The organism is Abyssibacter sp. (genome assembly GCF_964229365.1).
GTDB lineage: Bacteria > Pseudomonadota > Gammaproteobacteria > Nevskiales > OUC007 > Abyssibacter.
The window spans coordinates 1-23,607 of sequence record NZ_CAXRDQ010000017.1 but is presented as its reverse complement, the minus strand read 5'-3'; the positions used below and the strand labels follow the sequence as shown (position 1 = coordinate 23,607).

Genomic DNA, 23,607 nt, shown 5'->3' with positions numbered 1-23,607 from the left:
GAGGCATCATGAGCGAGACACAATCTTTCGAATTCCAGACCGAGGTGAAGCAGCTGCTTCACCTGATGATTCATTCGCTGTATTCCAATCCGGAGATCTTCCTGCGGGAACTGGTCTCCAATGCATCGGATGCGGCTGACAAGCTGCGCTACGAGGCGCTGACCGACGATGCGCTGCTGGCAGAGGATCCGGAACTGCGGATCGAGATCGAAACCAGCAGCGAGCAGCGCACCGTCACGATCCGCGACAACGGCGTTGGCATGAGCCGTGACGAGGTCATCGAGAACCTCGGCACCATCGCCCGTTCCGGGACACGCAATTTCCTCGAAAAGCTGTCTGGCGATCAGCAGAGGGATTCCGGATTGATCGGCCAGTTCGGTGTGGGGTTCTACTCGGCCTTCATCGTTGCCGACCGCGTCACCGTCAACACCCGGCGAGCCGGCACCGATGAGGCCGTGCGTTGGACCTCTGACGGCGAAGGTCGCTACACCATGGCCGAAATTGACAGCCGGCCGCGCGGCACCGAAATCATCCTGCATTTGCGTGACGATCAGGACGAGTTCCTGGAGCCGATGCGGCTACGTCATATCGTCAAGCGCTACTCCGATCACATTGCGCTGCCGGTGCGCATGCGCAAGAACGATGATGAAGGCAAGCCCTCCGATGAGTGGGAGACCGTCAACACCGCTTCGGCGTTGTGGACGCGCCCGAAGTCGGAGATTTCCGACGAGGAGTACACCGAGTTCTACAAGACGGTGGTGCATGATTTCGAGGACCCGCTGCGCTGGGCGCATAACCGTGTCGAGGGCAATCAGGACTACACGTCACTGATCTACCTGCCCAAGCGTGCGCCCTTTGATCTCTGGGATCGAGAGTCCAACCACGGCCTGAAGCTATACGTGAAGCGCGTGTTCATCATGGACGACGCCAAGCAGCTGCTTCCGACCTGGCTGCGCTTCGTGCGCGGGGTGGTGGATTCCAACGATCTGCCACTGAACGTGTCCCGAGAATTGCTGCAGTCCAGCCGTGTCGTCGACAAGCTGCGGGCGGCGATCACCAAGCGTTCGCTGGACCTGATCGAAGGTCTGGCCAAAGATGACGCCGAGACCTACCTGGAGTTCTGGAACACCTTCGGCGCGGTGATCAAGGAAGGGGTGGTCGAAGAGGCGGCCCAGCGTGAGCGCATCGCCGGGCTGGCACGCTGGCACAGCACCCACGGCGATGCCGTGACCACGCTGGATGCCTACATTCAGCGGATGCCTGAAGGGCAGGACAAGATCTACTACCTGACCGCCGAGAATCTGGCCACGGCCAAGTCCAGTCCGCACATCGAAGGTTTCGCCAAAAAGAATGTCGAAGTGCTGCTGCTCACCGATCGCGTGGATGAGTGGGTGGTCGGCCACCTGACCGAATACAAGGACAAGGAACTCGTATCCGTCGCGCGTGGCGAGGCGGACCTGAAGTCGGTCGTGGCCGATCCCAAGGAAGAAGCCGAGCAGGCGCGGCTGGAGACGCTTTACAAGGACACGGTCGAGCGCCTGGGCAAGTCGCTGGGTGAGGATGTCGAGTCCGTGAGGCTGTCGCAGCGATTGACCGAGTCGCCGGCCTGTCTGGTGGTGGGCGACAACGCGATGTCCCGGCATCTGGAGCAGCTGCTCAAGCAGGCGGGCGAAGCGGGTATGCCTGGCAGCAAGCCCATCCTCGAAGTGAATCCGGCGCACCCGATCCTCGAGCATCTCAAGCAGCTGTCGACAGATACCGATTTCGACGATCTCGCGCGCATGCTCTACGAGCAGGCCGTATTGGCCGAGGGCAGCCAGCTCACCGACCCGGCGGCCTTCGTCAAGCGGCTGAATCGCTGGGTGTTTCGTGAAGCGGCGGCCTCCAATGACGCCACCTCGCAGGGCGCCGCCTGATTCGCTGAATCACCGCGGCGCCGCTGACAGGCACCGGACGATCCGGCTGGATCGTCCGGTGCGCGCTCAGATATCGGGGGTCGCCGAGATCGCGTCGGATGAAACCGGGCTGTGCCTCGCCTTCAGTGTCAGCATGAGGCTGGCATCACGCTGGTAGCGGTCCGGCCTGAAGTACAGCACGTCGTCCTCATCGACCCAGGCGGTGCTGTAGTAGATGTACACCGGCAGGCGGTCGGCTTCCGCCAGATCGACGCGGGTCATCTCGCGCGACTCGATGGTCTCTTCCACCCGTGCCGCGTCCCAGCCATCAGTGTTTTTCAACACGAAGCCAGCCAATGCGATCGGGTCACCGACGCGGATGCAGCCGTGGCTGAATGTCCGGTCGGCCTTCTCGAACAAATGCCGTGCCGGCGTGTCGTGCAGGTAGATCGAGAACTTGTTGGGGAACATGAACTTGATCCTCCCCAGCGCATTGTCCGGCCCCGGTAGCTGCCGGACCACGTTGGGAAAGTTCGCATCGGGATCAGCGTAATTGTCCCAGTCGATATCGGAGGGGTCGAGCACCTCGGAATCCAACGGCCAGTCCGCCTGAACGACCATGTTTCGTTCGCTGAAGTAGGTCGGGTTTTGCGCCGCTTCTGCCGCCATCTCATTGACGATGATGGAATTGGGCACCGTCCAGTACGGGTTGATCTCAAGAAACTCCAAGGTGTCGTGAAACGCCGGTGTCTGGTTCTGCTCCTCGCCGACGATGACCGGCATGTTCAGTGGGTCCTCGCCGTCGCGGTAGGCGACGAGCCAGTAGGCGGCAATGTTGACCATGATCCGGTCGTTGGCGAGATCACGCGGGAGCCAGCGCAGTCGTTCGAGGTTGGCGTCGATTTGTTCGAGCCGCTTGCTGGCCGGGTAGTTGAGCATCTGTCGGGCTTCCTGGCCGACGATGCCGTCGTCGGCGATCCCATGCCGGCGCTGAAACTTCGTGAAGGCAGCGACGGTTTGCGGGTCGTAGAGCGTCGGATCCTCCGCGGCGGGGCCTTGTGGTTCGGCTGAGTCGAGTTCCCCCGAGATGCTCAGGCGGCGCCGCAGGTCGGGAATCGCCGCGTGATGCTCGCCCGGCTGAATCAGGCCCTCGGCATCAACGGTCGGCCATCCGCCGGCGTCGACGATGTCCACGATGTTTGAGCGGGCGCGTTGCAGGCGGCGGTATTCCGCCGTCTGTGGCAGCAGGTCTTGCAGGGAATCCGACACGCCCGAATCGTCGAGCTGACGCAGCTGGCTGCCGTGGTCAAATGGCGGCTTGGGGATGAACCAGGCATTGTCCGCCGAGGCCTGCGAATAGCGTCCCTGAGCGAAATCCTGCGCGTACTGCAGATAGCTCTGCATGGCCCGCCACTCGCCGGCCGCAGCCGCCTCTGGTGACGCTGGTGGGGCGTCATGAAGAGCCTGCAGCGCATCCAGCGAGTAATTGTCCTGCAGCAGGCCATGTGAATCGGCCTGCTGCACGGCGTCGATCAATTCCTCCAGTGCCTGCGTGGTCGATGGGCTGCCGAAGAGCGAGGTGTCCAGCGACACCCACACCGGTTTGAAATCGCGTTGGCTGTAATAGTCCGTTACCGGCGGGTGATTCTCACCGATCTCGGCTTGCAAGGCGGCGCCGAATGTCTTGCGTGCGTCCTGGGTATCCGGGCCGCAGCCGCTGAGTGTCGTCAGCAGGAGCAGCGCTGCGATGAGTCCACGGGTGATATACGTCCTGGTCTGGCCTGTCATGGTCACTCCCTTTGGTGCAGCCCCCGCTGCCTGTTTGATCTTCAGCACATGGCGGCTGGCTATCACCAGCGCGCCCGGAACCCGCGAACATCGACATGCACGAACGGTCCGCGCACGCCTGGTTTGGGGCCGTACAGGCCCATGCCGCCCACGAAGGGTTGGTACCAGCGTTCCTGGGACAGCGTTTCGATCAGGTTGTAGATCACCCGGGCATCAGCGACATCGATGCGGCCGTCGCCGTTGAGGTCATCCATCACGCCGTCTTTGGGGGCTTCATCGACAAAGATGTCCGCCGCTCCGCCCCAGACGTGCCGGCTATAGGGCACGTTGCCGATTGAGGCGTTGTACCAGGGCGTTCTGAACCCGCTCATGATGTGCAGCCCGGAGGCCTGGTAACCGGCCTCCGCGAGTTGCTCGACGATCATTTCCAGCTTCAGCAACAGGCGCTCGCGCAGGGCGACGTATTTCGGGTAGTCGGAGCGTTGCTTGGCCACGAACTCGCCCAGGGTGAAATGCGGCGAGATGCGTGTGTCGCGGTTGGCGTCGGTGACCTCCACGAAACCCTCCGGCGGGTCGTAAATGGCCTGACCACGCAACGCCTGCTGTGGGTAGCCGCCAAGCCGGTAGCCATTCAGGCGGCCGTTGATGACATCGCTGGCGGGGGTCATGACAAAGGCATGGACGGTCATCATCACGGAGTCATCGCTGCGACGGACGGTGAGCGGGTAAACCCCAGGCGTGTCAGGCGCGGTCCAAAGCCAGGCCTGTTCGCCATCCCCGAGTAACTGAGAATCGACGGATTCGAGCGTACCGCCGGCGGCAGCCACCTCGAATCGGCTGGTCTGGGTTTCCAGCACCGGCTCGATCGACCGGCGTTCGCCCGGCATCAGGTAAATCGCAAATACCGGATAGGGGATGATTTCGTCGCCGACTTTGATCGACAACGTGGCGAGTGCTGTGCCTTGTTCCGTTGCGGCGGGCGACCGCTCGATCGGCGGGCTGGACTCGGCCGGTGGGAGGGCCGCCTGGCTTGCGATCGGTAGCGCCAGCCAGGTCAGAGTGAGAACAATCGTTGCAATGTGGCGGGGTAGAGACATGGCTCCTGCGGGTTTGAGTGTGCCCACAAGCCGCAGAGTCCCGGCCCCCGCCGCGCAGCTTGCAGTGTCGTGGTTTCAGACCGTGGCGCGCCCGGCAGGTTGCATCAGCGTGCTATATCCGGATGCAAACCGGCCGGTACGGCGTCGATCAGTGTCGGTTCGACCGGTGTTCAGCCGTCGTCATCGTCGGCATCTTCCTCGGCCTTGACCTTGACCTTGTCACCATCGACTTCCAGTTCGAAGGCATCGACCTTGTCATCGTCGGGTTCCTGCGTTGCGCTGTCCTGGCAGGCGGTCAGCGTGCCGAGGAGCGTGGCGGCGAGCAGCGTGGTGGTCCAGATCTTCATATCCATCGTCCTTGATGTTATTGGGATCGAATGTCCCTACGAGGCGGGGCAGGGGTATGGCAAATCGCGCACACCGTGGCCTCGTTTATTCCAGGTGATGGTTTCCCCCCGGGCTGGGCGCTTACACTGGTGCCTCGATGTGACGGGTAGCAACTGAATGGACCACGGTACGGACACCGATCGCAACACGCTTTTGATCGCCTATGTGCTCTACGCACTGGCTCCGTTCAACGGCCTGACGGCGATCGCGGGCGTGATCGTCAACCACATCAAGATCAACGAGACCGGCAGCGAATTCATCCGCAGCCACCATAGCTGGCTGCTGCGCAGCTTCTGGTGGGGGTTGCTGTGGACGGTGATCTCCACCGTGCTGATGATCGTCGGCGTGGGGTTCCTGATCTACGCTGTGCTGGCGATCTGGTACATCTACCGTGTCGTGCGCGGCCTGATCAATTTTTCCGACCGGCGCGACATGCCGCGATAAGCCGCGGCGCCTTCCGCGCGGCATCCAAAGGGCCGGCATGCCCGAATCATCAGGCATGCGCAGATTTCTGATTGTCGCCGCGACGCTGGTGCTCACCGCCTGTGTGACCCACCGGTCGCAACCTGACGGTGCGGGGGCTGCCGCGTCACCGGACTTTGATGTCGAGGTGACCCGTGATCAGGGCTACGTGCCGGTTGACTGGCCGGCGCCGCTGGCCGGGGATATTTACCGCCCCATTGGCGCGGGGATACGGCCAGGCATCGTCCTCATTCACGGCGGCGGCTGGACGCGCCGCAGCCGTGCCGACATGGATGAGCTTGCGCACAAGCTGGCACGCCATGGCTATGTTGTCTTCAATGTCAGCTACCGATTCGCGCCGCAGTACAGGTTTCCTGCGCAGGTTCGGGACGTGCAACAGGCGGTGCGCTGGTTGCGCCGACACGCCGACACCTTTGATCTCAACATCGACCAGGTAGCGGCTTACGGCTATTCGTCAGGTGCGCATCTGGCGGCCATGGTGGGCTTGCTCAGCCCTGGCGATGGTCTGTTTGAGCCAGGTACGAGGCTCCAGGCGTTGGTGCTCGGTGGCGCGCCGATGGATTTACGGGACTATGCGTCTGGATCACTGGTGCCCGATTTTCTCGGGACGGATGATGCTGGCGATCCGCTCTACGTCCAGGCTTCTCCGGTCACGCTGATCAGCGATGATGATCCGCCCAGTTTTCTGTACCACGGCGGCCTCGACTATCTGGTGCGGCCGCGCTACGCCAAGGCCGCCTTTGAGGCCATGCGACAGGCCGATATCAACGCCGAGCTTTATATCCACCACCTGCGCGAACACGTCACCATGTTCGCGTTCGGTGGCGGGGCCGAGGATGCAGCCATTCGCTTCCTCGACCGGCACCTGACGACCACCGAACCCGATCAGACGGATACCAGCGACCGGGCCAGCGCTGCGACCAGTCGCTGACCGGCCTGTTCAGCCGTGGCGCCAAAGGCGACGACGCCATCCGTGTGTCCGCGCATGGTGAACAGCCCAATCTCGGGAAGGTCGCTGTCGCGATAAAGCTGCGCGACTGCCTGCGCCATCGCTGGCGTGCCGTAGGGCACATCCGCCGCCGTGGCGGGATAGCGTGGCCCGTGGTGCCAGATCTCCGGCGAGTGCGCGTGCAGCACGGCCCCGATGCGTTCATCGACCGCGTAGACCGCGCCATGGGTCAGGGCTTCGGAAGACGGTTTCACCGGGCCGTTGGCAATGATGTGATTGGCAGCGACATTGCAGCGCGTCACCTCGGCGTAGCCCTGCGGCGCCAGACGCACTGGCAGGCCGGTCTGCGTTCCGCTGATCAGAAACCCCGCGGGTCGCCGCAGACTGACATTGCCGAAGCCGTAGCCATCGTAGCGATCGGGTTGCTGGCCGACCAGGCCGAGGCGGTGCAGAACATCACGCCACGCCCGCAAGGCGGCAAAGTCGGGTGATTCGGCCGGGGCACCGGCTGGGTGGTAGTCCAGCCGGTACTGGATGACACCTTCCTGTTCGGCCATGGACCGAGACCTCAGAGTGCGGCGGTTGTCCCCGTCTCGGCTGTTTCCTGCGTGGCCGCGAGGTGGTCCAGATACCGCTCGGCATCCAGTGCCGCCATGCAGCCGGAGCCGGCTGAGGTCACTGCCTGGCGGTAGACATGGTCCATGACATCGCCGGCCGCGAACACGCCAGGTACCGTCGTGGCGGTGGCGTTGCCTTCGAGGCCGCTGCGCACCTTGATGTAACCGCCATTCATGTCCAGCTGACCCTTGAAGATGTCGGTGTTCGGCGTGTGGCCAATGGCGATGAAGCAGCCGGTCACGTCGATTTGCTTGATATCGTCCGAGCGGTTGTCACGCACGCGAATGCCGTTGACGCCCATGTCGTCCCCGACGACCTCCTCGAGTTCGTGGTGCCACTCGAGGCTGATGTTGCCGTTCTCGGCCTTTTCCTTGACCTTGTCCTGAAGGATCTTTTCGCCACGGAATTCGCCACGGCGATGGACCATCGTCACGTGTTCGGCGATGTTCGACAGATACAACGCCTCCTCCAGCGCCGTGTTGCCGCCGCCAATCACCGCGACCTTCTGGCCGCGGTAGAAGAAGCCGTCGCAGGTGGCGCAGGCCGATACGCCCTTGCCCATGAAGGCCTCTTCGGATGCCAGGCCCAGATAACGCGCCGATGCACCGGTGGCGATAATCAGGGCATCGCAGCTGTAGGTGGCGCTGTCGCCTGTGAGCACGAACGGCCGCGCATCCAGCTTCACCGTGTTGATGTGATCGAACACGATCTGGGTATCGAAGCGCTCGGCATGTTTCTGCATGCGCTCCATCAGCGCCGGACCTTGCAATCCCTCGACATCACCGGGCCAGTTATCGACATCGGTGGTTGTGGTCAGCTGTCCGCCGGCCTGCATGCCGGTGATCACCACCGGATTCAGATTGGCGCGGGCGGCATACACCGCCGCCGTATAGCCGGCTGGGCCGGAGCCGAGAATGATCAGTCGATGGTGTTTGGCTTCGCTCATGGGTGCCTCTGTAGTCGGATTCGTTGCACCGGAGTCGTTGGTCTACAACGAATCCGCATGTGATTTCAGATACTCGGCGACGCCACCGGCGTCCGCCTTCATGCCTTGCTGGCCCTTGCGCCAGCCCGCCGGACAGACCTCGCCGTGTTCCTCGGTGAACTGCAGCGCATCGACGAGGCGCACCATTTCATCCACATCCCGGCCCAGCGGCAGGTTGTTGACGACCTGATGCTGGACCATGCCACCGCGGTCGATCAGGAAGGAGGCGCGCAGCGCCACGGAGTCGGTCGGATGCGCAATGCCATAGGCCGCGGTGATTTCGTGATTCACATCGGCCACCATCGGAAACTGAACCTCTCCGATGCCACCCTTGTCAGTAGGTGTGTTACGCCAGGCAAAATGCGTGAACTGGGAATCGATGGACACGCCGATCACCTGAACACCGCGCTCGGCAAAGGTCTTGACGCGGTGATCATGGGCGATGATCTCCGACGGACAGACGAAGGTGAAGTCCAGCGGCCAGAAGAACAGCACGCGGTATTGGCCGGCGTAGTCGGAGAGCCTGAAGTCATCCTGGATGCTGCCATCGGGCAGCACGGCGGCGGCGGTGAAATCCGGGGCCTTGCGGCCGACGAGTACGCTCATGACAACCTCTGCTGCTGCGGTCGGTGGCTTCCGCGAAAAACGCGGTGCGGGCGCAGGAGTTTAATCGCCCCCGCAGCCTGGGCGGAACAGTGGGGGTTGCCCGGACCATGCTCAAGACATGAATTCACAAGGATCGATTGTTATGCGTATTTGGACTCTGTGCGTCGTCGCGATGGCCGCAGGCGCGTCACCGGCGCTGGCTGCGGGTGTTGAAAGCCGACTGGACCAGATTGAGCTGCCGCCCGGGTTCTCGATCGCGCTGTACGCCGACGACGTGCCGAATGCGCGTTCGCTCACACGTAGCAACGGCGGCGTGATCTACGTCGGTACGCGACGTGAAGACGTGGTCTACGCCCTGCAAGACACGGATGGTGACGGCCGCGCCGACCGCCAGACGATCGTCGCCAAGGGCCTGGACATGCCCAACGGTGTGGTTTGGTACCAGGGCGATCTCTACATCGCCGAGAACGAGCGCATCAGTCGCTTGCGGAACATCGACCAGCGACTGCAGAACCCGCCCAAGCCCGAGGTGATTTACGCCGAGTTGCCCGGCGAAGCCCATCACGGCTGGCGCTTCATGGACGTGGGGCCAGATGGCTGGCTCTATGTCGCGATTGGTGCGCCCTGCAATGTCTGCGACGAGAGCGATCCGTTCTCCAGCATCGCAAGGCTCAAGCCCGATGGCAGTGGCTTCGAGGTCTATGCGCGCGGGGTGCGCAATTCGGTGGGATTCACCTGGCATCCGGAGACCGACGATCTGTGGTTCACCGACAACGGGCGGGATTGGCTGGGCGATGACCTGCCGCCGGGTGAGCTGAACCGGGCAACCGAGGCCGGTCAGCATTTCGGTTTCCCTTACTGCCACGGCGGCGAGGTGCCTGACCCGGAGTTCGGCAAGAACCGCGACTGCGCTGACTATGTGGCTCCGGTTCAGAAGCTTGGGCCGCATGTCGCCCCGCTGGGCATGATTTTTTACACCGGCATGATGTTTCCAGCCGAATACCGGGGGCAGGTGCTCATCGCCGAACATGGCTCCTGGAATCGCAGCAACAAGATCGGCTACCGGCTGACGCGGGTGACCCTGGATGGCTCCTCTGCGACCCATTACGCTCCGTATGCATCTGGTTGGTTGCAGGGCCAGAAGGCCTGGGGCCGTCCGGTGGACTTGCTACAGCTCCCCGATGGCAGTTTGCTGGTCTCGGATGACCACGCTGGCGTGATCTATCGGATCACCTATCACGCTTCATCCTCGTAATCAGGCATTCAGGCGATGCCGGTTCTGGCCGAATCGCTTAGGATGCTCGAATCGCACTAGAGAACGCTCTTCATGGCCAAATCCCCGAATCTTCTGCGCCGATTCTTCGGCGCCATTTGGACCCTTTTCTCCGTCATCTACAAGCTGGTCGTGATCCTGAGCGTGTTGATCGTGGTTGGGTTGATCTACATGGGCATGAAAGGCGGCGCGCCGGTCACCGTGCAGGACAACGTGGCCTTGGTGTGGCATCCGGCAGGCATGGTCGTCGAGCAGAATGATCGCGACCCCACCGAACAGTTTTTCAGCGAACTGGCCGGCGATGGGCCGATGCAGACGGAACTGCGTGATCTGACCGACGCGCTGGAGTACGCGCGAGACGACAGCCGCATCCGCATGGCGGTGTTGTGGTTGGATGCGCTGGCCTATGCCGGTCCTGCCCAGCTCGAAGAACTTCGGGTGGCGATCAACCGTTTCAAGGAAAGCGGCAAACGCGTTGTCGCCTATGCGCCGGCCTACACCCAGCGGGCCTACTATTTGGCGTCGCAGGCCGACGAAGTACTGATGGACCCCATGGGCATGGTCTTCCTGGAAGGCTACGCGGTCTACAGCAACTATTACCCCGGACTGCTCGACAAGCTCGGCATCAACATGCACGTGTTTCAGGCCGGTGAGTACAAGTCGGCGGTGGAGCCGTTTCAGCGCAGTGACATGTCCGATGCCGCTCGCGAGGCCAATCGGGCCTGGCTGGATACGCTTTGGGGCAAGTACGTCGGTGACGTTGCCGCGGGCCGCGGCATCTCCACCGAGGCGGTCAACAATTATGTCGAGCAGTTTGTCGATCGGCTGGACGAAGCCGAGGGCGACCCGGCGCAGGTCGCGCTGGCATCCGAGCTGATCGATGAGTTGATGCCGTTGCAGGCGGTGCGTGAGCGTATCGGCAGCACCGTGGGCATGGCCGACGAGCATGAAAGCTTCCGGCAGATCGACTTCCGTCGCTACCTGAAGGCTGTTCGCAAGAACCCGAGCAGCTCGCAGCAGGTGGCGGTCGTGACCGTGCAGGGCTCCATCGTTCCGGGCGAGAGCTCGGAGGGCACCGCCGGCGGAGACACGGTTTCCGATTTGTTGCTGGATGCCCGCGATGACGACAACGTGGCCGCCGTGGTGTTGCGTGTGGATTCACCTGGCGGCGGCATTTACCCATCGGAACAGATTCGCCGCGCCGTGCTGCAAGTGCAGGAGGCCGGCAAGCCGGTTGTGGTTTCGATGTCCACGCTGGCCGCCTCCGGCGGGTATTGGATCTCTGCGCCCGCTGACCGCATCTTCGCCCATGACACGACGATCACCGGCTCCATCGGGGTATTCGGCATCTTTCCGACTTTCGAGAACACGCTGGAGAAAATCGGCGTAACCACCGATGGCGTGGGCACCACGCCGCTGGCCGGCGCGGTGCGGGCGGACCGGCCGCTGAGCGAGACGGTGCATCGGTTAATCGAACTGATCATCTCCAAGGATTATCAGCAGTTCGTCGGTTATGTGGCGGACGGGCGGGACATGGAGCGCGAGCGCGTGCACGAAATTGCGCAGGGCCGTGTATGGAGCGGGTTGGATGCTGCGCAGCTGGGTCTGGTCGACGAGATTGGCGGATTCGAACAGGCCGTGACGGCGGCGGCGCAGGCAGCCGGGCTGGATGCGGAGAACCCTGCCGTGCGCTACCTCAGCCCGCCGCGTGAGTTCAGCTTTGCCTTCCTCGCGCCGTTCACCCAGTCGCTCAATCAGTTCGACCTGGCCCGTGGGGTGCTCGGGTACTTCGGCGGGGGAGCGGCACACGTCAATCGCGCCAATGGCGATTTGCAGTGGCTGGAACAGATTTCCTCCGGCCAGGCGCAGGGCATGGCCTCGCATTGCCTTTGCGTCATGGCGGCCGATGCACCGTTTGCGCGCCAACAGGCCCGGGCAGGGGACGCGCTCTGATCCCGGTCGCCGCGGCCGGCTGAATCACGCGCGATGCCGACCATTTCCATCGATGGGTGTCGCTGTCACTACACCGAGGCCGGTAGTGGCCCTGCGTTGTTGCTGATTCACGGCCTGGGTGCGAGCCAGGCGGACTGGTTCACTCAGGTGCCGACGCTATCGGCGCAGTTTCGCTGCATCGCGCCCGATCTGGTCGGCCACGGCGGCAGCGACCCCAATGGGGAGTACGGCATTTTTGCCCAGGCGCGGCGTCTGCTACGGCTGCTCGACGTGCTGGGTGTGGACCAATGCAATGTGCTGGGGCACAGCATGGGTGGCGCGGTGGCGCAGAGCATGGCGCTGCTGGCGCCGGAACGCGTCCGCGCACTGGTCATCTGCAACAGCACAGCGGGATTCCGGCCCGTGACGCCGAAGAAAATGCTTGAGGCGGTCGCCCGCATCGGGTTGGTTGGCGTCCTCGGTGTCCAACCGCTGGCATCGCTGATCGCATTCCGGCTGTTCCCGCATGATGACCAGCAGGATCTCCGCAAGACCATGCGTGACCATTTTGCCCAAGGCTCTCGGCCGGTCTACCTCCGCAGCCTGATGGCGCTGGGGCGATGGTCGATCTGGGGCCGACTACCGCGTATTCAGGCGCGAACCCTCGTCGTCGCTGCCGAGCACGATTACTTTCCCTTGCACGAGACGCAGCGCATGGTCGCCGGCATTCCCGGCGCGCGACTGAAGGTTTTTGACGGCAGCCGGCATGGCACCCCAATGGATCGTGCCGACGCGTTCAATGCCCTGGTTATCGACTTTCTGACCGCCGACGCGTAAGGGCGCACAGCCGGAGCACATCACCGGTGTGTGCCCAGCGCTGCGTGATATTGAGAACTGCCGGGGCGCCGACGCGACGCGCGGCGGACCCGGTCAAGTCGTTGCGCTAGCGCTGCTGTCAGGCTTGAAGAACGCGGCGAGGACGAGGCCCGCAATCGTCCAGTTGACGACGTTGTACAGCACTCCCACCAAAGCCCAACCGGTCTGGATCGGCCACCAGACGGTGCTGCCGAGATCGTAGGCGAAGCTGGCCGTCACGCCGAGCAGCAGCACGAATCCCACCCGGCTGGCGTAGCCGCCCAGCGACGGCAGAGCCAGCGACAGCAGCCAGCCCGACAGCAGGGCAACGCCCACCAGGTGGATGTAGCCCTTGATGAACACCTTGGGGTCCATGGCAGGGCTGCCTTCGCGTTCGATGTGGATCATGGCGACGGGACCGGCTTCGTGTAGGCGCTCCATGGCCGCGTGGTCCTCCGACATGCCGGGCACGAAATATGTGCCGGTTTCCGGAATATAGCTGTTGAGCGCCTGGCCCAGCGCGGCGTCGTCCGACGAGGTTTTCATCACACTCATCGGTATCGGACTCATCCAGAACACCGCACCCCAGACAAACATCGCCGCGGCGGCCAGCAGGCTGCCCAGAACATATCGTTTCATCGGTCTTCCCCCTTTATGGACTCGCGAAGCACGGCGTCGAGGCCATGGCCCCTGACGCCGATCATAACCACGGTATTCGACCGCTGCTAACCATCGGTCGCATCCGCGATCGCGGCTTCCAGATGGTTTTGCATGCCCAGTGCGTGATTGGTGAAAATCCAGTTTGCCCCACGGCTGATTTCCCGAAACAGGCTGTTGCGCGAGCGGGGAAAGCCCACGGCCAGCTCCTGCTTCTCATTGAGATGCCGGGCGGCTCGTGTAGCGCCCAGCAGCGCATAGTGCGAGCCGATGGCCGCTTGTCCGCGGGCCAGCACATGGTCGCTGATTTCCCGCAGGTTGAAGCGGGCGATGCTGATCTTGGCGGCTTCCGGAACGGCGTCAAATCGATCGAGCACGGGTGGGTCCAGGCTCATCAAGTGGTAGTCCCGGCCTGGGCGCAAGCCGTCGAACACGTCCATTAGCCGCTGCGCATAGCGCGGTGAGTCGGCGTAGTGCTCGTCCTTGATTTCCACCATGAGATGGAAGTGCGTTCGGTATCGCTCGACGAACTGCTGCGCGTGTGGAATGTCCGGAGCGAGCTGTTGCAATTGCCCGCTCGACAGTTCGGCCAGCCGTTCCGGGCGGCCATGCAGGCGTCGCAGGTCGGCATCGTGGTAGATCACAGGTACGCCGTCGGCGGTGTAGCGGATGTCGAATTCCAGACCCCAGACATTGGAGCCGACCAAGGGGTCGAAGGCGGCGTACGTATTTTCTCGGACCTGTTGGCCAGGGCGCTCACCCCGGTGGGAAATGATGCGGGCCTGCTGCAGCCTGTGCAGGGATGGACGTGATCGCGGAAGCGTGGCGATCAGTCCGTCGACCAGCGAGATCAACATGTCGTCGATAGAGGCGGGCATGGGGCGGACTCGGTCGGGCGGACACGTACTATACGAAGTGTCGATTCGCAGCCGCAGGACGATTCGCTTGAACAAGCATCCACGCACCCGCCTGGCGCACCTTGGGCGCAACCCCAGCCGTGACGGCGGGCTGGTCAATACACCGGTCGGGCGGACCTCCACCGTTGTCTTTCCGTCACTAGCGGCGCTGCGCGCGGCCACGGCGCGTCCGCTCGATGGGGTGTTCTACGGACGCTTCGGCACGCATAACCGGCACGATCTGGAAGCGGCCGTGGCCGATCTGGACGGCGCTGAGGGAGCGGTGGCGGTGCCGTCGGGGCTCGCGGCTTGCGTGCTGGCAATCCTGTCGCAGGTGTCGGCTGGTGACGAAGTGCTGATCACCGACAACGTTTACTGGCCGACGCGCAAAACCTGCGATGACTGGCTAAGCCGCATGGGCGTCACCACGCGATACTTCGACCCGGCCGTGGGTGCGGCGGTCTCGGATCTGATCGGCGAGCGCACCCGTCTGGTGTATCTGGAGTCGCCCGGCTCGGTCACCTTCGAGCTCTGTGACGTGCCCGCGATTTGCAGGGCGGCTCATGCTGCGGGCTGTGTCACCGCGCTGGACAACACCTGGGCCACCGCGCTGGGCTTTGATGCGCGTGCCCATGGTGTCGATCTGGTCGTCCACGCCGCGACCAAGTATCTCGTCGGGCATTCCGACGCCATGCTGGGGCTGGTCTCGGCCTCCGGCGAAGCACTGCAACGGCTGCGCGAGATCAGCATGGCCTTGGGACACAGCGTGTCACCGGACGATTGCGCACTGGCTTTGCGAGGGTTGCGGACTCTCGCCGTCCGCCTGGACCAGCACACCGAATCGGCGCTGGCGATTTGCGATTGGCTGAACCGGCAGGAAGAGGTGCAGGAGATTCTCTTTCCGCCCTGGCCAGGCGATCGCCATCATGCGCTTTGGGCCCGTGATTTCGTCGGCGGCTGCGGCCTGCTGGCGATCCGGCTACCCGCGTTGAGCGAGCAGCAACTCGCCCGCTTCGTCGATGGCATGGATCTGTTCGCGCTTGGTTACAGCTGGGGCGGTTTTGAGAGTCTGGTGCTGCCCACCGACCCGCGACCGCTGCGCTCGGCAACACCCTGGGAGCGCTCGGGCACGCTGATCCGGCTGCACATTGGCCTGGAGGCCGTCGATGATCTGGTGACCGACCTGCAGGCTGCGTTTGCGCGGCTGCGCGCAGAGCTCCCCTAGGACTTGCGCCAGAAGTCCGCGTTCTTGATTTCCAGCGCGTCAGGGTCGAACACTGGCTCCTTGCCGGCCTTCTTCTGGGTTTCGTAGTCTTTCAAGGCCTTCAGTGCCGGCCGCTGGATGATCAGAATCGCGACGATGTTCAGCCAGGCCATCAGCCCCACGCCAATATCACCCAGCGCCCAGGCCAGGCCAGCGCTGCGGACGGTGCCGTAGGTCACCGCCGCGAGGATGCCCAGGCGCAGCAGCAGAATCATCCACGGCCGTTGCACCCGGCGATTGATGTAGGCGATGTTGGTCTCGGCCATGTAGTAATAGGCGACGATGGTCGTGAACGCGAAGAACAGCAGCGCCACCGCGACGAAGCCTGCGCCCCAGCCGGGCAGAAAGGACTCCACGGCAGCCTGGGTGTAGCCCGGCCCGGCCTCGACGCCCGGTAGCGCCTCGACGATGGCGTTGCCTGCGCCATCCATGACGTTGTAGAGCCCGGTCGACAGGATCATGAACGCCGTGGCCGAGCAGACCAGCAGCGTGTCCACATACACGGAAAACGCCTGCACGTAGCCTTGTTTGGCGGGGTGCGAAACCTCCGCCGCCGCCGCCGGGTGCGGCCCCGTGCCCTGACCGGCCTCGTTGGAGTAGATACCGCGCTTGACGCCCCATTCCACGGCCAGCCCCAGCACCGCACCGAATGCCGCCTCGGTGCCGAAGGCCGAACCCAGGATCAGGCCAACCACCTCGGGAAGCTTGCCGATGTTCAGGAACAGGATGACCAGCGCGACCAGCATGTAGGCCAGCGCCATGAACGGCACGACCAACTGGGTGAAATGGGCGATGCGGTGCACGCCGCCGAAAATGATCATGCCCAGCCCCACGACCAGCCCCGCAGCCGTCACGGTGGGGGCGATACCCCAGGCTTCGGTCATGCTGATCGCGATGCTGTTGGCCTGCACGCCGGGTAACAGAAAGCCGGTCGCGATCACCGTGGCCAGCGCGAAGATCCACGCGTACCAGCGCTGCCCCATGGCCTTTTCGATGTAGTACGCCGGACCACCGCGGTACTGCCCCTTGTCGTCCTTTTCCTTATAGATCTGCGCCAGTGTGGATTCCACATAGGCCGTGGATGCGCCAAGAAAGGCCACGACCCACATCCAGAACACAGCGCCCGGCCCGCCGAAGGTGATGGCGGTGGCCACCCCTGCGATATTGCCGGTGCCGACGCGGCCGGACAGCGACATGGCCAGCGCCTGAAACGACGAGACGCCGGCCTTGGATTCCTTGCCGTCGAGCAGCAGACGCAGCATCTCGCCGAGCCCGCGGACCTGCATGAAACGGGTTCTTATTGAAAAATATAGTCCGGCGCCGAGACAAAGCGCGATGAGCGCACGGCTCCAGATCAGATCATTGAGCAGGCCGACGACGGCTTCCATGGAGAGTTCTCGTTGCGGTGGGCGGACGCCGGGACGGCACGCAAGAATCGCAGCAGGTTAGATGCCGCCAAAACGCATGGATAGATCCACCGCGTTCACGTGCTTGGTCAGCCCGCCGATGGAAATGCGGTCAACGCCGGTGTCGGCCACATCCCGCACATTGCCTTGATCAATGCCCCCCGAGGCCTCGACCAATACCTTGTTGTGCGCGTGTCGGCTGTGCTGACCCACCATGTTCACCGCACGGGCGAGCAGGTGGGTCTCGAAATCGTCCAGCAACAGGATGTCCGGTGGCGCAGGGCACTTGAGCGCTTCCTCGACATCACCGATGGATTCGGCCTCGGCGATGACCGGCACCTTGGCGTAGGTCATTCGGGCCTGATGGATCGCCGCACCCAGGCCGCCAGCCGCGGCAACATGGTTTTCCTTCACCATTACCGCGTCGTAAAGGCCGAAGCGGTGATTCACGCCGCCGCCGCAGCGCACCGCGTACTTCTGCGCCGTGCGCAGGCCCGGCAGCGTCTTGCGCGTGTCCACGATTTGCGCCTTCGTGCCCTTGACGCGTTCCACGAAGCGGCGGGTTTGGGTCGCGGTGCCCGACAGCAACTGCATGAAGTTCAGCGCCGTGCGTTCCCCGGTGAGAATCGATCGGGCCGGGCCGGTCAGCCGCACGAGCTCCTGATCCGGACGAACATAGTCACCGTCCTTTGCCAGCCAGGTCAGATCCACGGCCGGGTCCAGCTCCGCATAAACGGCGGTAAACCAGGCGGCTCCGCATAGCACGGCCGATTCGCGGCTGATCACTGAAGCGGTCGCATGGGCCGATTCATCGACCAGCGCCGCGGTGCGGTCGCCATCACCGACATCCTCAGCCAGTGCCGCTTTGACGATGGGTTCGATGTCGGTCGCGGGCGGATGCGCGCGGTTAAAGTCGGTGGACGGTGGGTCCAGCGGGTTGTACATGATTGAAGAGCTTCCCCGAACAGGCGCGCTATTCTGTCGATGTGCGGCGATCGGCGCAATTCGCACGCAGATCGGTCACTTATCGCGCCAGACGCAGTCCGGCGAAGATATGCCGCATGTCGGCGGTGTAGAAGTTGCGGAAGCTGTCGCGCCGGATTTCCGGTTCGGTCCAGCGCGACCCGCCCTTCAGCACGTAGTGCCCGCCATCGCACCAGGGCAGGGTGTAGCCGGGGTAGGGGAAGGCGCGAAATCCGGGGTAGGGGTAAAGAGCGTTGGCGCACCACTCCCAGACCTTCCCTGCGGCGTCGAGCTGTCGTTCGCGGCGGGCGGTCAGCCACTCCAGTTCATGCGGCAGCCGCGCACGGCGCCAGCAGGCGAAGGCGCTGGCCTCGTGATGGCAGATGCCGTACACCGGCTCGTCGCTGCGCAGCGACTGCAGCCCTCCCTGCGGCAACACAGCGAACCACCCGTCAGGCCTCTTTCGCCAATGAAACGGCGCCGCCGTCCCCAGCTGTTGCCGCCAGACCCAGCCCGCCTGGCTCCAGAGCTCGGCGCGTTCGTATCCGCCGGCCAGCATGAAGGCCAGCCATTGACCGTTGCTGACCGGCATCCGGGCGATGTCGAAGCCGGGCAACTCGACACGATGGTGGCCCAGTTCGTTGTCGTATGGCGCGGGTGAGTTCGGCAGGTCGCCGACTTCGATGTGTCGGCCGGGCAGGTGTTGCCAGCATTCTGAGGGCGCCTCGGCCTGCAATGCGGTGTGGCTACCGAGATCGGTCGCCGCGGCGGCGGCTGCGACCTGCTGCACCATGCGCAAGATTTCCAGATGCTGCGCATAGTGCTGGGTGACGAAGCCAAGCAGATAACCACTGGAAATCATGCCGTGGTGGGACCAGCGACCCGCTGCCTGTATCCATGCGGCGTCGGCCTGCTCGCTCATCGCGTCACACCACTGACTGAGCGCCCGTAGATCTGGTAGCCGGCCACCGCGCTCCGCCTTGGGGCACTGTTCAGGCAGATAAAGCGCCTCCAGCGGCAGGAGGTCAGCCCCATCCTCCAGCAGGCGTGAGCGCAACCAGAGCGCTTCGACAAAATGCGTATGGCCAACATGCCAGGCGCTCGGGCTTAGCTGCGGATGCAGCTGCTCATGGATTGCATGAACCGGAGCAGCCTCTAGCACTCGCCGGCAGGCCATGCGGAGTGTTTGCAGGCGGGGGTGGGGGACGCTGGTCGGTACGCCACCCGACCGTATATGGGCCACGGCGCTCACCGTGATGCTGCGCGGCATTCGTGAGCTGCGCTCAATTCCGTAGCGGGCATGCGGTACCCAACAGAAGACCTGACATCCACACGCCGCACGGTCGACGACAAAGACCACGCCGGCGTGGATCGACCGCAGGTTGTGTGGCTCACCGAGTCCATCCTGGGTTTGTCCTGATCGTCTCGTTCCGGATGCCGCGCCGTGGCGGCAGCGTCAGTTCAACACAGATGCGGCCTTGATGAAAAACACTCATGTTGCCTCTCGAACGGCGGTTCCGGTGCTGCCGCAAGCCTTGATCGGCTCAGGCGGCCCATTCGATCGGCACCGTGCGCGGTGGTTGATCTGCCGCCAGTGTGGTGATGGTATGCGGCGCGACTTCGGCCCAGCCGGCGTCGTCATCGAATCGTTCCGACGCCAGCCACTGTGCGCCGGGTGACCCGGCGTGCGACCGGTTCAGGTAGAGGCTGGGGCAGGGGCGCTCCACGGCATGGCGACTGAAGACCAGCTGTTCGCCATCGGAGACGCAGACGTTCAGCAGTGCCGCCTGCCCGGCGGTGCACTGTGTGGCGATGCGCAGGGCCGCGGCCAGCGCTGTTGCCAAGTCGGGCGCGCCGTCCAGGCGGGCTTGCCGCAGCAGCGCGAACAGGTACTCCGAATCCGTTGTGCCGTTGAGCTGAGACTGCACGACATCCGACAGGTTGGAGAGGATGCGGCCGCGTCCTCCCTGGGCAAGTCCGGAGAGATAGCCGTTGTGCGTCATGGCCACACGATCAACCGCAAACGGCTGCGTGTTGATCGCGTGCACTGGCTGGCCGGGGGTGGCGCTGCGCACGTTGCCCAACCAACTTGTACTGGTGAGCGCATCGGCCAGAGCCGGCAGGTTGACGTCATTCCAGATCGCCATGGGCTGCGCATAGGCGCCCATGCGGCCGTCGCGCTGCCGCCAGGCAACGCCGTAGCCGTCCGCGTTCAGGCGGGCTTCGGTGAGTTCCTTCGGGTCCCAGGATTGCTGATAAAGACTATGCGGGAAATCCAGCAGGAAACTCCGCAGGGGTATTTCGGGTCCGAGATAAGCAGCGAGTCGGCACATGTTCACTCGTGGATTGCAGTTGTCTCGATGTTAACCTCTGACCCTGATTCTGGACGGTTCAACCATGGACGGAATTGAACTCACGCCTCGGCTGCAGATCGCCACGATCGCCTCGCGCCGACGGATCAATACCCTGGCCGATGATGCCCGCGCGGGCTTGTTGTCCACGCCGCGCACGCTGCCCGCGAAGTACTTCTACGACGAGCGAGGTGCGCAGCTATTCGAGGACATCTGCGCGACTGAGGACTACTACCCCAGCCGTGCCGAAGCGTCCCTGCTGCGTGAGCACGGCGAGGCGCTGGTCAAGGCGATGGACGCCGCTCACTGGGTAGAGCTGGGCAGCGGTAGCTCGCGCAAGACGCGCCACCTGCTACGCCATGCCCAGGCCGGCACCACATACTGGCCTTTCGATGTTTCGGAGCAAATGTTGCGTGACGCGGCGGCTGAACTGGTCACCGACATGCCGGACCTGATCGTGCATGGCCTGGTAGGCGACTACCACGCCGGCCTGGAGCTGCCGTTGCCGGATCAGGGGCGTCGCGCCGTGCTGTTCCTCGGCGGCACGCTGGGCAACTTCAAGCCGGAGCAGGCGCAAAGCTTTCTACGCGACATTCGCGGCATGTTGCGGCCCGGCGATGTGCTGCTGCTCGGTGCGGACCGGGTCAAGGATAGCGCGGTGCTGGAACGTGCCTATGACGACCGCGATGGTGTCACCGCTCAGTTCAACCTGAATGTCCTCACCGTGCTCAACCGTCGCCTGGCGGCAGACTTCGATCCCCGGCAGTTCCGGCACCGGGCGATCTACAACCGACAGGCGCAGCGGATCGAAATGTACCTCGAAGCCCGGCAGGCGCAACAGGTCCGCATCGGTGCGCTCGATATCGAGCTCACGCTGGCGGCCGGCGAGCGAATTCGCACTGAACTCAGCCACAAGTACACGCCACAGACCCTGGAGCAGTTGCTCGCTCCAGCAGGTTTTTTGGTGGAGGAGTTGCTGACCACAGCCGCTCCTAACACCTATTCGCTGGTGTTGGCGCGAGCCTGCGAATAGCGCTGAAGGCCGGCGGCCTCGCTGTGACCCAGCGTCAGGCCGCCTAGTCGGTCGCCGCGTTCTCTGGCGAACGCGGCTTCCAAGGATTCAATCGCCGTTGATGATGCGATTCAGGGTTTCACTGGGCCGCATCACGGCAGCGAGCTTGGCGTGGTCGGGTTTGTAGTAACCGCCGATGTCCACTTCCTTGCCTTGCACCTCGGTCAGTTCTTTGAGGATGGCATCGGCGTTGTCCGCCAGGGCTTTGGCCAGCGGTGAGAAGTGGGCCTTGAGCTCGGCATCGGTGTCCTGCGCGGCCAGGGCCTCGGCCCAGTACATCGCCAGATAAAACTGGCTGCCGCGATTGTCCAGCTCGCCCGTGCGGCGTGATGGGCCCTTGCCGTTGTCCAGCAGCTTGCCGGTGGCTTCGTCCAGGGTGTCGGCCAGCGCCTTGATCTTGGGGTTGTCTTTCTTGCTGGCCAGATCATCCAGGCTGGCGGCCAGGGCGAGAAATTCGCCCAGTGAATCCCAGCGTAGGTGGTTTTCCTCCACCAGCTGCTGCACGTGCTTGGGGGCAGAACCGCCGGCACCGGTTTCGTAGAGACCGCCGCCTTTCATCAGCGGCACGATGGAGAGCATCTTGGCGCTGGTGCCCAGTTCCATGATCGGGAACAGGTCGGTGAGATAGTCGCGCAGGATGTTGCCGGTGACCGAAATCGTGTCCAGGCCGCGTATGCAGCGCTCCAGCGTGAAACGCATGGCACGCACCTGGGACATGATCTGAATATCCAGCCCTTCAGTGTCGTGCTCTTTCAAGTAGGTCTTGACCTTCTTGATCAGTTCGTTCTCGTGGGGGCGGTAGGGGTCCAGCCAGAACAGCGCCGGCATGCCCGAGGCGCGTGCGCGGTTCACCGCCAGTTTCACCCAATCCCGGATGGGCTCGTCCTTGACCTGACACATGCGCCAGATGTCGCCGGCTTCCACAGTCTGGGTGAGCAACACCTCGTCGGTTTCGTTGTCGACAATGCGGGCCTCGCCGCCGTACTCGACCTCGAAGGTCTTGTCGTGGGAGCCGTATTCCTCTGCCTTCTGCGCCATCAGGCCCACGTTGGGCACGGTGCCCATGGTGGCAGGATCGAAGGCGCCATTGGTCTTGCAGAAGTTCACGACCTCCTGATAGATGCGAGCGAAGGTACTCTCCGGAATCACCGCCTTGGTGTCCTTGAGGCGGCCATCGGCGCCGTACATCTTGCCTCCGGCACGAATCATCGCCGGCATGGAGGCATCGACGATGACGTCGTTCGGTGCATGCAGGTTGGAAATGCCCTTGGTGGAATCGACCATCGCGATTTCCGGACGATGCTGATGGCAGGCACGCAGGTCTTCGATCACTTCCTCGCGCAGCGAGCCGGGCAGCAGTTCGATCTTGTTGTACAGGTCCACCAGCCCGTTATTGACGTTGACACCCAGGGTGTCGAACCAGAACTTGTGTTTCTTGAAGGCGTCCTTGTAGTAAACCTTGACCGCATGGCCAAACACGATCGGATGCGACACCTTCATCATCGTCGCCTTGACGTGCAGCGAGAACAGCAGATTGGTCTCGTAGGCGTCCGCGATCTGTTCTTCGTAGAACTTCACGAGCGCCTTCTTGCTCATGAACATGCTGTCGATGACTTCGCCGTCGAGCAGGGCGACTTCCGGTTTCAGGACGTGTGCATTCCCATCCTGATCGATCAGTTCCATGCGCACCGTGCGGGCGCGGTCCAGCGTCATGGATTTTTCGCCGTGGTAGAAATCCCCTTCGCGCATGTGGGCGACATGGGTGCGGGAGGCCATGCTCCATTCGCCCATGGAATGCGGATTTTTCCTGGCGTATTCCTTGACCGCCTTGGGAGCGCGCCGATCCGAATTGCCTTCGCGCAGGACAGGGTTCACCGCACTGCCCAACACCTTGGCATAGCGTTTTCGGGTTTCCTTATCCTCTTCGGCCGCTTCGTCCTGCGGATAGTCCGGAACGTCGTAGCCTTGTTGCTGCAGCTCCTTGATCGCGCTGCGAAGCTGCTGCAGGGCGGCGCTGATATTCGGAAGCTTGATGATGTTGGCTTCCGGGTCTTGCGTCATCTCGCCCAGAATCGCCAGATTGTCCGGCAGACGTTGTTCTTCGCTCAGGCGCTCGGGAAACGCCGCGAG

At 63.4% G+C, this 23,607-nt stretch carries 21 protein-coding genes; 8 read left to right on the top strand and 13 right to left on the bottom strand.

Translation table 11 applies throughout. The features are described from left to right. Positions 1-8 precede the first annotated feature (8 nt). Positions 9-1,916 carry a molecular chaperone HtpG gene (gene htpG, locus ACE1EY_RS02370; protein WP_370299367.1) on the top strand — a complete coding sequence of 636 codons (1,908 nt, stop codon included), beginning with the start codon at positions 9-11 and terminating at the stop codon, positions 1,914-1,916. A 66-nt stretch (positions 1,917-1,982) separates the two neighbouring features. On the opposite strand, the gene ACE1EY_RS02365 is transcribed toward htpG, so the two are convergent. The 3 genes from ACE1EY_RS02365 to ACE1EY_RS02355 all read right to left on the bottom strand — a co-directional run bounded on the left by ACE1EY_RS02365 (position 1,983) and on the right by ACE1EY_RS02355 (position 5,127). After that, on the bottom strand, positions 1,983-3,683 hold the full coding sequence (locus tag ACE1EY_RS02365) for a murein L,D-transpeptidase (protein ID WP_370299366.1): 1,701 nt from the start codon (positions 3,681-3,683) through the stop codon (positions 1,983-1,985). A gap of 62 nt (positions 3,684-3,745) precedes the next feature. Continuing rightward, entirely contained in the window at positions 3,746-4,780 is a 1,035-nt protein-coding gene (locus ACE1EY_RS02360) for a D-Ala-D-Ala carboxypeptidase family metallohydrolase (protein WP_291513106.1), read from the bottom strand. A gap of 170 nt (positions 4,781-4,950) precedes the next feature. Continuing rightward, on the bottom strand, positions 4,951-5,127 hold the full coding sequence (locus ACE1EY_RS02355; protein ID WP_291513105.1) for a hypothetical protein: 177 nt from the start codon (positions 5,125-5,127) through the stop codon (positions 4,951-4,953). 157 nt (positions 5,128-5,284) lie between these two features. Here ACE1EY_RS02355 and ACE1EY_RS02350 point away from each other — a divergent pair, with 157 nt between their 5' ends. Together ACE1EY_RS02350 and ACE1EY_RS02345 are read left to right on the top strand one after the other, a co-directional pair. Beyond that, a complete protein-coding gene (locus tag ACE1EY_RS02350; RefSeq protein WP_291513104.1) occupies positions 5,285-5,611 on the top strand; it encodes a hypothetical protein in 327 nt (108 codons plus the stop codon). 55 nt (positions 5,612-5,666) lie between these two features. Next, positions 5,667-6,581, top strand: coding sequence for an alpha/beta fold hydrolase (locus tag ACE1EY_RS02345; protein ID WP_370299365.1), 915 nt, complete (start codon positions 5,667-5,669; stop codon positions 6,579-6,581). Here ACE1EY_RS02345 and ACE1EY_RS02340 read toward each other — a convergent pair. The 3 genes from ACE1EY_RS02340 to ACE1EY_RS02330 are packed head-to-tail and all read right to left on the bottom strand — an operon-like array spanning position 6,536 to position 8,808. After that, a complete protein-coding gene (locus tag ACE1EY_RS02340) occupies positions 6,536-7,156 on the bottom strand; it encodes a class II aldolase/adducin family protein (protein WP_370299364.1) in 621 nt (206 codons plus the stop codon). The two genes, ACE1EY_RS02345 and ACE1EY_RS02340, sit on opposite strands and share 46 nt — an antisense overlap. Before the next feature lie 11 nt (positions 7,157-7,167). Then, positions 7,168-8,163, bottom strand: a complete 996-nt coding sequence (gene trxB / locus ACE1EY_RS02335; protein WP_291513681.1) for a thioredoxin-disulfide reductase — start codon at positions 8,161-8,163, stop codon at positions 7,168-7,170. Positions 8,164-8,205: 42 nt separating this feature from the next. Next, a complete protein-coding gene (locus tag ACE1EY_RS02330; RefSeq protein WP_291513680.1) occupies positions 8,206-8,808 on the bottom strand; it encodes a peroxiredoxin in 603 nt (200 codons plus the stop codon). Between the two features lie 142 nt (positions 8,809-8,950). On the opposite strand from ACE1EY_RS02330, the gene ACE1EY_RS02325 reads away from it, so the two are divergent. The 3 genes from ACE1EY_RS02325 to ACE1EY_RS02315 all read left to right on the top strand — a co-directional run bounded on the left by ACE1EY_RS02325 (position 8,951) and on the right by ACE1EY_RS02315 (position 12,850). Then, positions 8,951-10,063, top strand: coding sequence for a PQQ-dependent sugar dehydrogenase (locus ACE1EY_RS02325; RefSeq protein WP_291513679.1), 1,113 nt, complete (start codon positions 8,951-8,953; stop codon positions 10,061-10,063). 72 nt (positions 10,064-10,135) lie between these two features. Next, the gene (gene sppA / locus ACE1EY_RS02320) at positions 10,136-12,034 is read left to right on the top strand and encodes a signal peptide peptidase SppA (protein ID WP_291513678.1); all 1,899 of its coding nucleotides are present in this window, start codon (positions 10,136-10,138) and stop codon (positions 12,032-12,034) included. A gap of 33 nt (positions 12,035-12,067) precedes the next feature. Then, the gene (locus ACE1EY_RS02315; protein ID WP_370299363.1) at positions 12,068-12,850 is read left to right on the top strand and encodes an alpha/beta fold hydrolase; all 783 of its coding nucleotides are present in this window, start codon (positions 12,068-12,070) and stop codon (positions 12,848-12,850) included. 93 nt (positions 12,851-12,943) lie between these two features. On the opposite strand, the gene ACE1EY_RS02310 is transcribed toward ACE1EY_RS02315, so the two are convergent. Together ACE1EY_RS02310 and ACE1EY_RS02305 are read right to left on the bottom strand one after the other, a co-directional pair. After that, positions 12,944-13,507, bottom strand: a complete 564-nt coding sequence (locus tag ACE1EY_RS02310; RefSeq protein WP_291513676.1) for a hypothetical protein — start codon at positions 13,505-13,507, stop codon at positions 12,944-12,946. An 86-nt stretch (positions 13,508-13,593) separates the two neighbouring features. Continuing rightward, positions 13,594-14,403 carry a glycerophosphodiester phosphodiesterase gene (locus ACE1EY_RS02305; RefSeq protein WP_370299362.1) on the bottom strand — a complete coding sequence of 270 codons (810 nt, stop codon included), beginning with the start codon at positions 14,401-14,403 and terminating at the stop codon, positions 13,594-13,596. A gap of 67 nt (positions 14,404-14,470) precedes the next feature. On the opposite strand from ACE1EY_RS02305, the gene metC reads away from it, so the two are divergent. Continuing rightward, positions 14,471-15,646: a cystathionine beta-lyase gene (metC, locus tag ACE1EY_RS02300; protein WP_370299361.1), complete on the top strand. Its 1,176-nt coding sequence runs from the start codon at positions 14,471-14,473 to the stop codon at positions 15,644-15,646. Here the strand turns inward: metC and ACE1EY_RS02295 are convergent. The 4 genes from ACE1EY_RS02295 to ACE1EY_RS02280 all read right to left on the bottom strand — a co-directional run bounded on the left by ACE1EY_RS02295 (position 15,643) and on the right by ACE1EY_RS02280 (position 20,387). After that, entirely contained in the window at positions 15,643-17,073 is a 1,431-nt protein-coding gene (locus tag ACE1EY_RS02295; RefSeq protein ID WP_291514519.1) for an alanine/glycine:cation symporter family protein, read from the bottom strand. The two genes, metC and ACE1EY_RS02295, sit on opposite strands and share 4 nt — an antisense overlap. A gap of 57 nt (positions 17,074-17,130) precedes the next feature. Further along, positions 17,131-18,036 carry a carboxylating nicotinate-nucleotide diphosphorylase gene (nadC, locus tag ACE1EY_RS02290; protein WP_291514518.1) on the bottom strand — a complete coding sequence of 302 codons (906 nt, stop codon included), beginning with the start codon at positions 18,034-18,036 and terminating at the stop codon, positions 17,131-17,133. Between the two features lie 79 nt (positions 18,037-18,115). Continuing rightward, entirely contained in the window at positions 18,116-19,324 is a 1,209-nt protein-coding gene (locus ACE1EY_RS02285; RefSeq protein ID WP_291514517.1) for an SUMF1/EgtB/PvdO family nonheme iron enzyme, read from the bottom strand. Between the two features lie 274 nt (positions 19,325-19,598). Beyond that, positions 19,599-20,387 (bottom strand): class II glutamine amidotransferase, encoded by a 789-nt coding sequence (locus ACE1EY_RS02280; protein ID WP_291514516.1) that lies wholly within the window; start codon positions 20,385-20,387, stop codon positions 19,599-19,601. 64 nt (positions 20,388-20,451) lie between these two features. Between ACE1EY_RS02280 and egtD the strand changes: the two genes are divergently transcribed. Further along, on the top strand, positions 20,452-21,438 hold the full coding sequence (egtD, locus tag ACE1EY_RS02275) for an L-histidine N(alpha)-methyltransferase (RefSeq protein WP_370299360.1): 987 nt from the start codon (positions 20,452-20,454) through the stop codon (positions 21,436-21,438). Between the two features lie 87 nt (positions 21,439-21,525). On the opposite strand, the gene ACE1EY_RS02270 is transcribed toward egtD, so the two are convergent. Continuing rightward, positions 21,526-23,607 (bottom strand): NADP-dependent isocitrate dehydrogenase (locus tag ACE1EY_RS02270; protein WP_370299359.1); only part of this gene is annotated, 2,082 nt, incomplete at its 5' end.

What these genes read in the sequence shown, in the direction of transcription:
- ACE1EY_RS02360 (WP_291513106.1), bottom strand. Translation starts at nt 4,780, where the DNA reads ATGTCTCTACCCCGCCACATTGCAACGATTGTTCTCACTCTGACCTGG.
- ACE1EY_RS02285 (WP_291514517.1), bottom strand. Translation starts at nt 19,324, where the DNA reads ATGCCGCGCAGCATCACGGTGAGCGCCGTGGCCCATATACGGTCGGGT.
- ACE1EY_RS02340 (WP_370299364.1), bottom strand. Translation starts at nt 7,156, where the DNA reads ATGGCCGAACAGGAAGGTGTCATCCAGTACCGGCTGGACTACCACCCA.
- ACE1EY_RS02280 (WP_291514516.1), bottom strand. Translation starts at nt 20,387, where the DNA reads ATGTGCCGACTCGCTGCTTATCTCGGACCCGAAATACCCCTGCGGAGT.
- ACE1EY_RS02350 (WP_291513104.1), top strand. Translation starts at nt 5,285, where the DNA reads ATGGACCACGGTACGGACACCGATCGCAACACGCTTTTGATCGCCTAT.
- htpG (WP_370299367.1), top strand. Translation starts at nt 9, where the DNA reads ATGAGCGAGACACAATCTTTCGAATTCCAGACCGAGGTGAAGCAGCTG.
- trxB (WP_291513681.1), bottom strand. Translation starts at nt 8,163, where the DNA reads ATGAGCGAAGCCAAACACCATCGACTGATCATTCTCGGCTCCGGCCCA.
- ACE1EY_RS02295 (WP_291514519.1), bottom strand. Translation starts at nt 17,073, where the DNA reads ATGGAAGCCGTCGTCGGCCTGCTCAATGATCTGATCTGGAGCCGTGCG.
- ACE1EY_RS02315 (WP_370299363.1), top strand. Translation starts at nt 12,068, where the DNA reads ATGCCGACCATTTCCATCGATGGGTGTCGCTGTCACTACACCGAGGCC.
- ACE1EY_RS02310 (WP_291513676.1), bottom strand. Translation starts at nt 13,507, where the DNA reads ATGAAACGATATGTTCTGGGCAGCCTGCTGGCCGCCGCGGCGATGTTT.
- ACE1EY_RS02345 (WP_370299365.1), top strand. Translation starts at nt 5,667, where the DNA reads ATGCGCAGATTTCTGATTGTCGCCGCGACGCTGGTGCTCACCGCCTGT.
- ACE1EY_RS02325 (WP_291513679.1), top strand. Translation starts at nt 8,951, where the DNA reads ATGCGTATTTGGACTCTGTGCGTCGTCGCGATGGCCGCAGGCGCGTCA.
- ACE1EY_RS02330 (WP_291513680.1), bottom strand. Translation starts at nt 8,808, where the DNA reads ATGAGCGTACTCGTCGGCCGCAAGGCCCCGGATTTCACCGCCGCCGCC.
- egtD (WP_370299360.1), top strand. Translation starts at nt 20,452, where the DNA reads ATGGACGGAATTGAACTCACGCCTCGGCTGCAGATCGCCACGATCGCC.
- sppA (WP_291513678.1), top strand. Translation starts at nt 10,136, where the DNA reads ATGGCCAAATCCCCGAATCTTCTGCGCCGATTCTTCGGCGCCATTTGG.
- nadC (WP_291514518.1), bottom strand. Translation starts at nt 18,036, where the DNA reads ATGTACAACCCGCTGGACCCACCGTCCACCGACTTTAACCGCGCGCAT.
- ACE1EY_RS02355 (WP_291513105.1), bottom strand. Translation starts at nt 5,127, where the DNA reads ATGAAGATCTGGACCACCACGCTGCTCGCCGCCACGCTCCTCGGCACG.
- ACE1EY_RS02305 (WP_370299362.1), bottom strand. Translation starts at nt 14,403, where the DNA reads ATGCCCGCCTCTATCGACGACATGTTGATCTCGCTGGTCGACGGACTG.
- ACE1EY_RS02365 (WP_370299366.1), bottom strand. Translation starts at nt 3,683, where the DNA reads ATGACAGGCCAGACCAGGACGTATATCACCCGTGGACTCATCGCAGCG.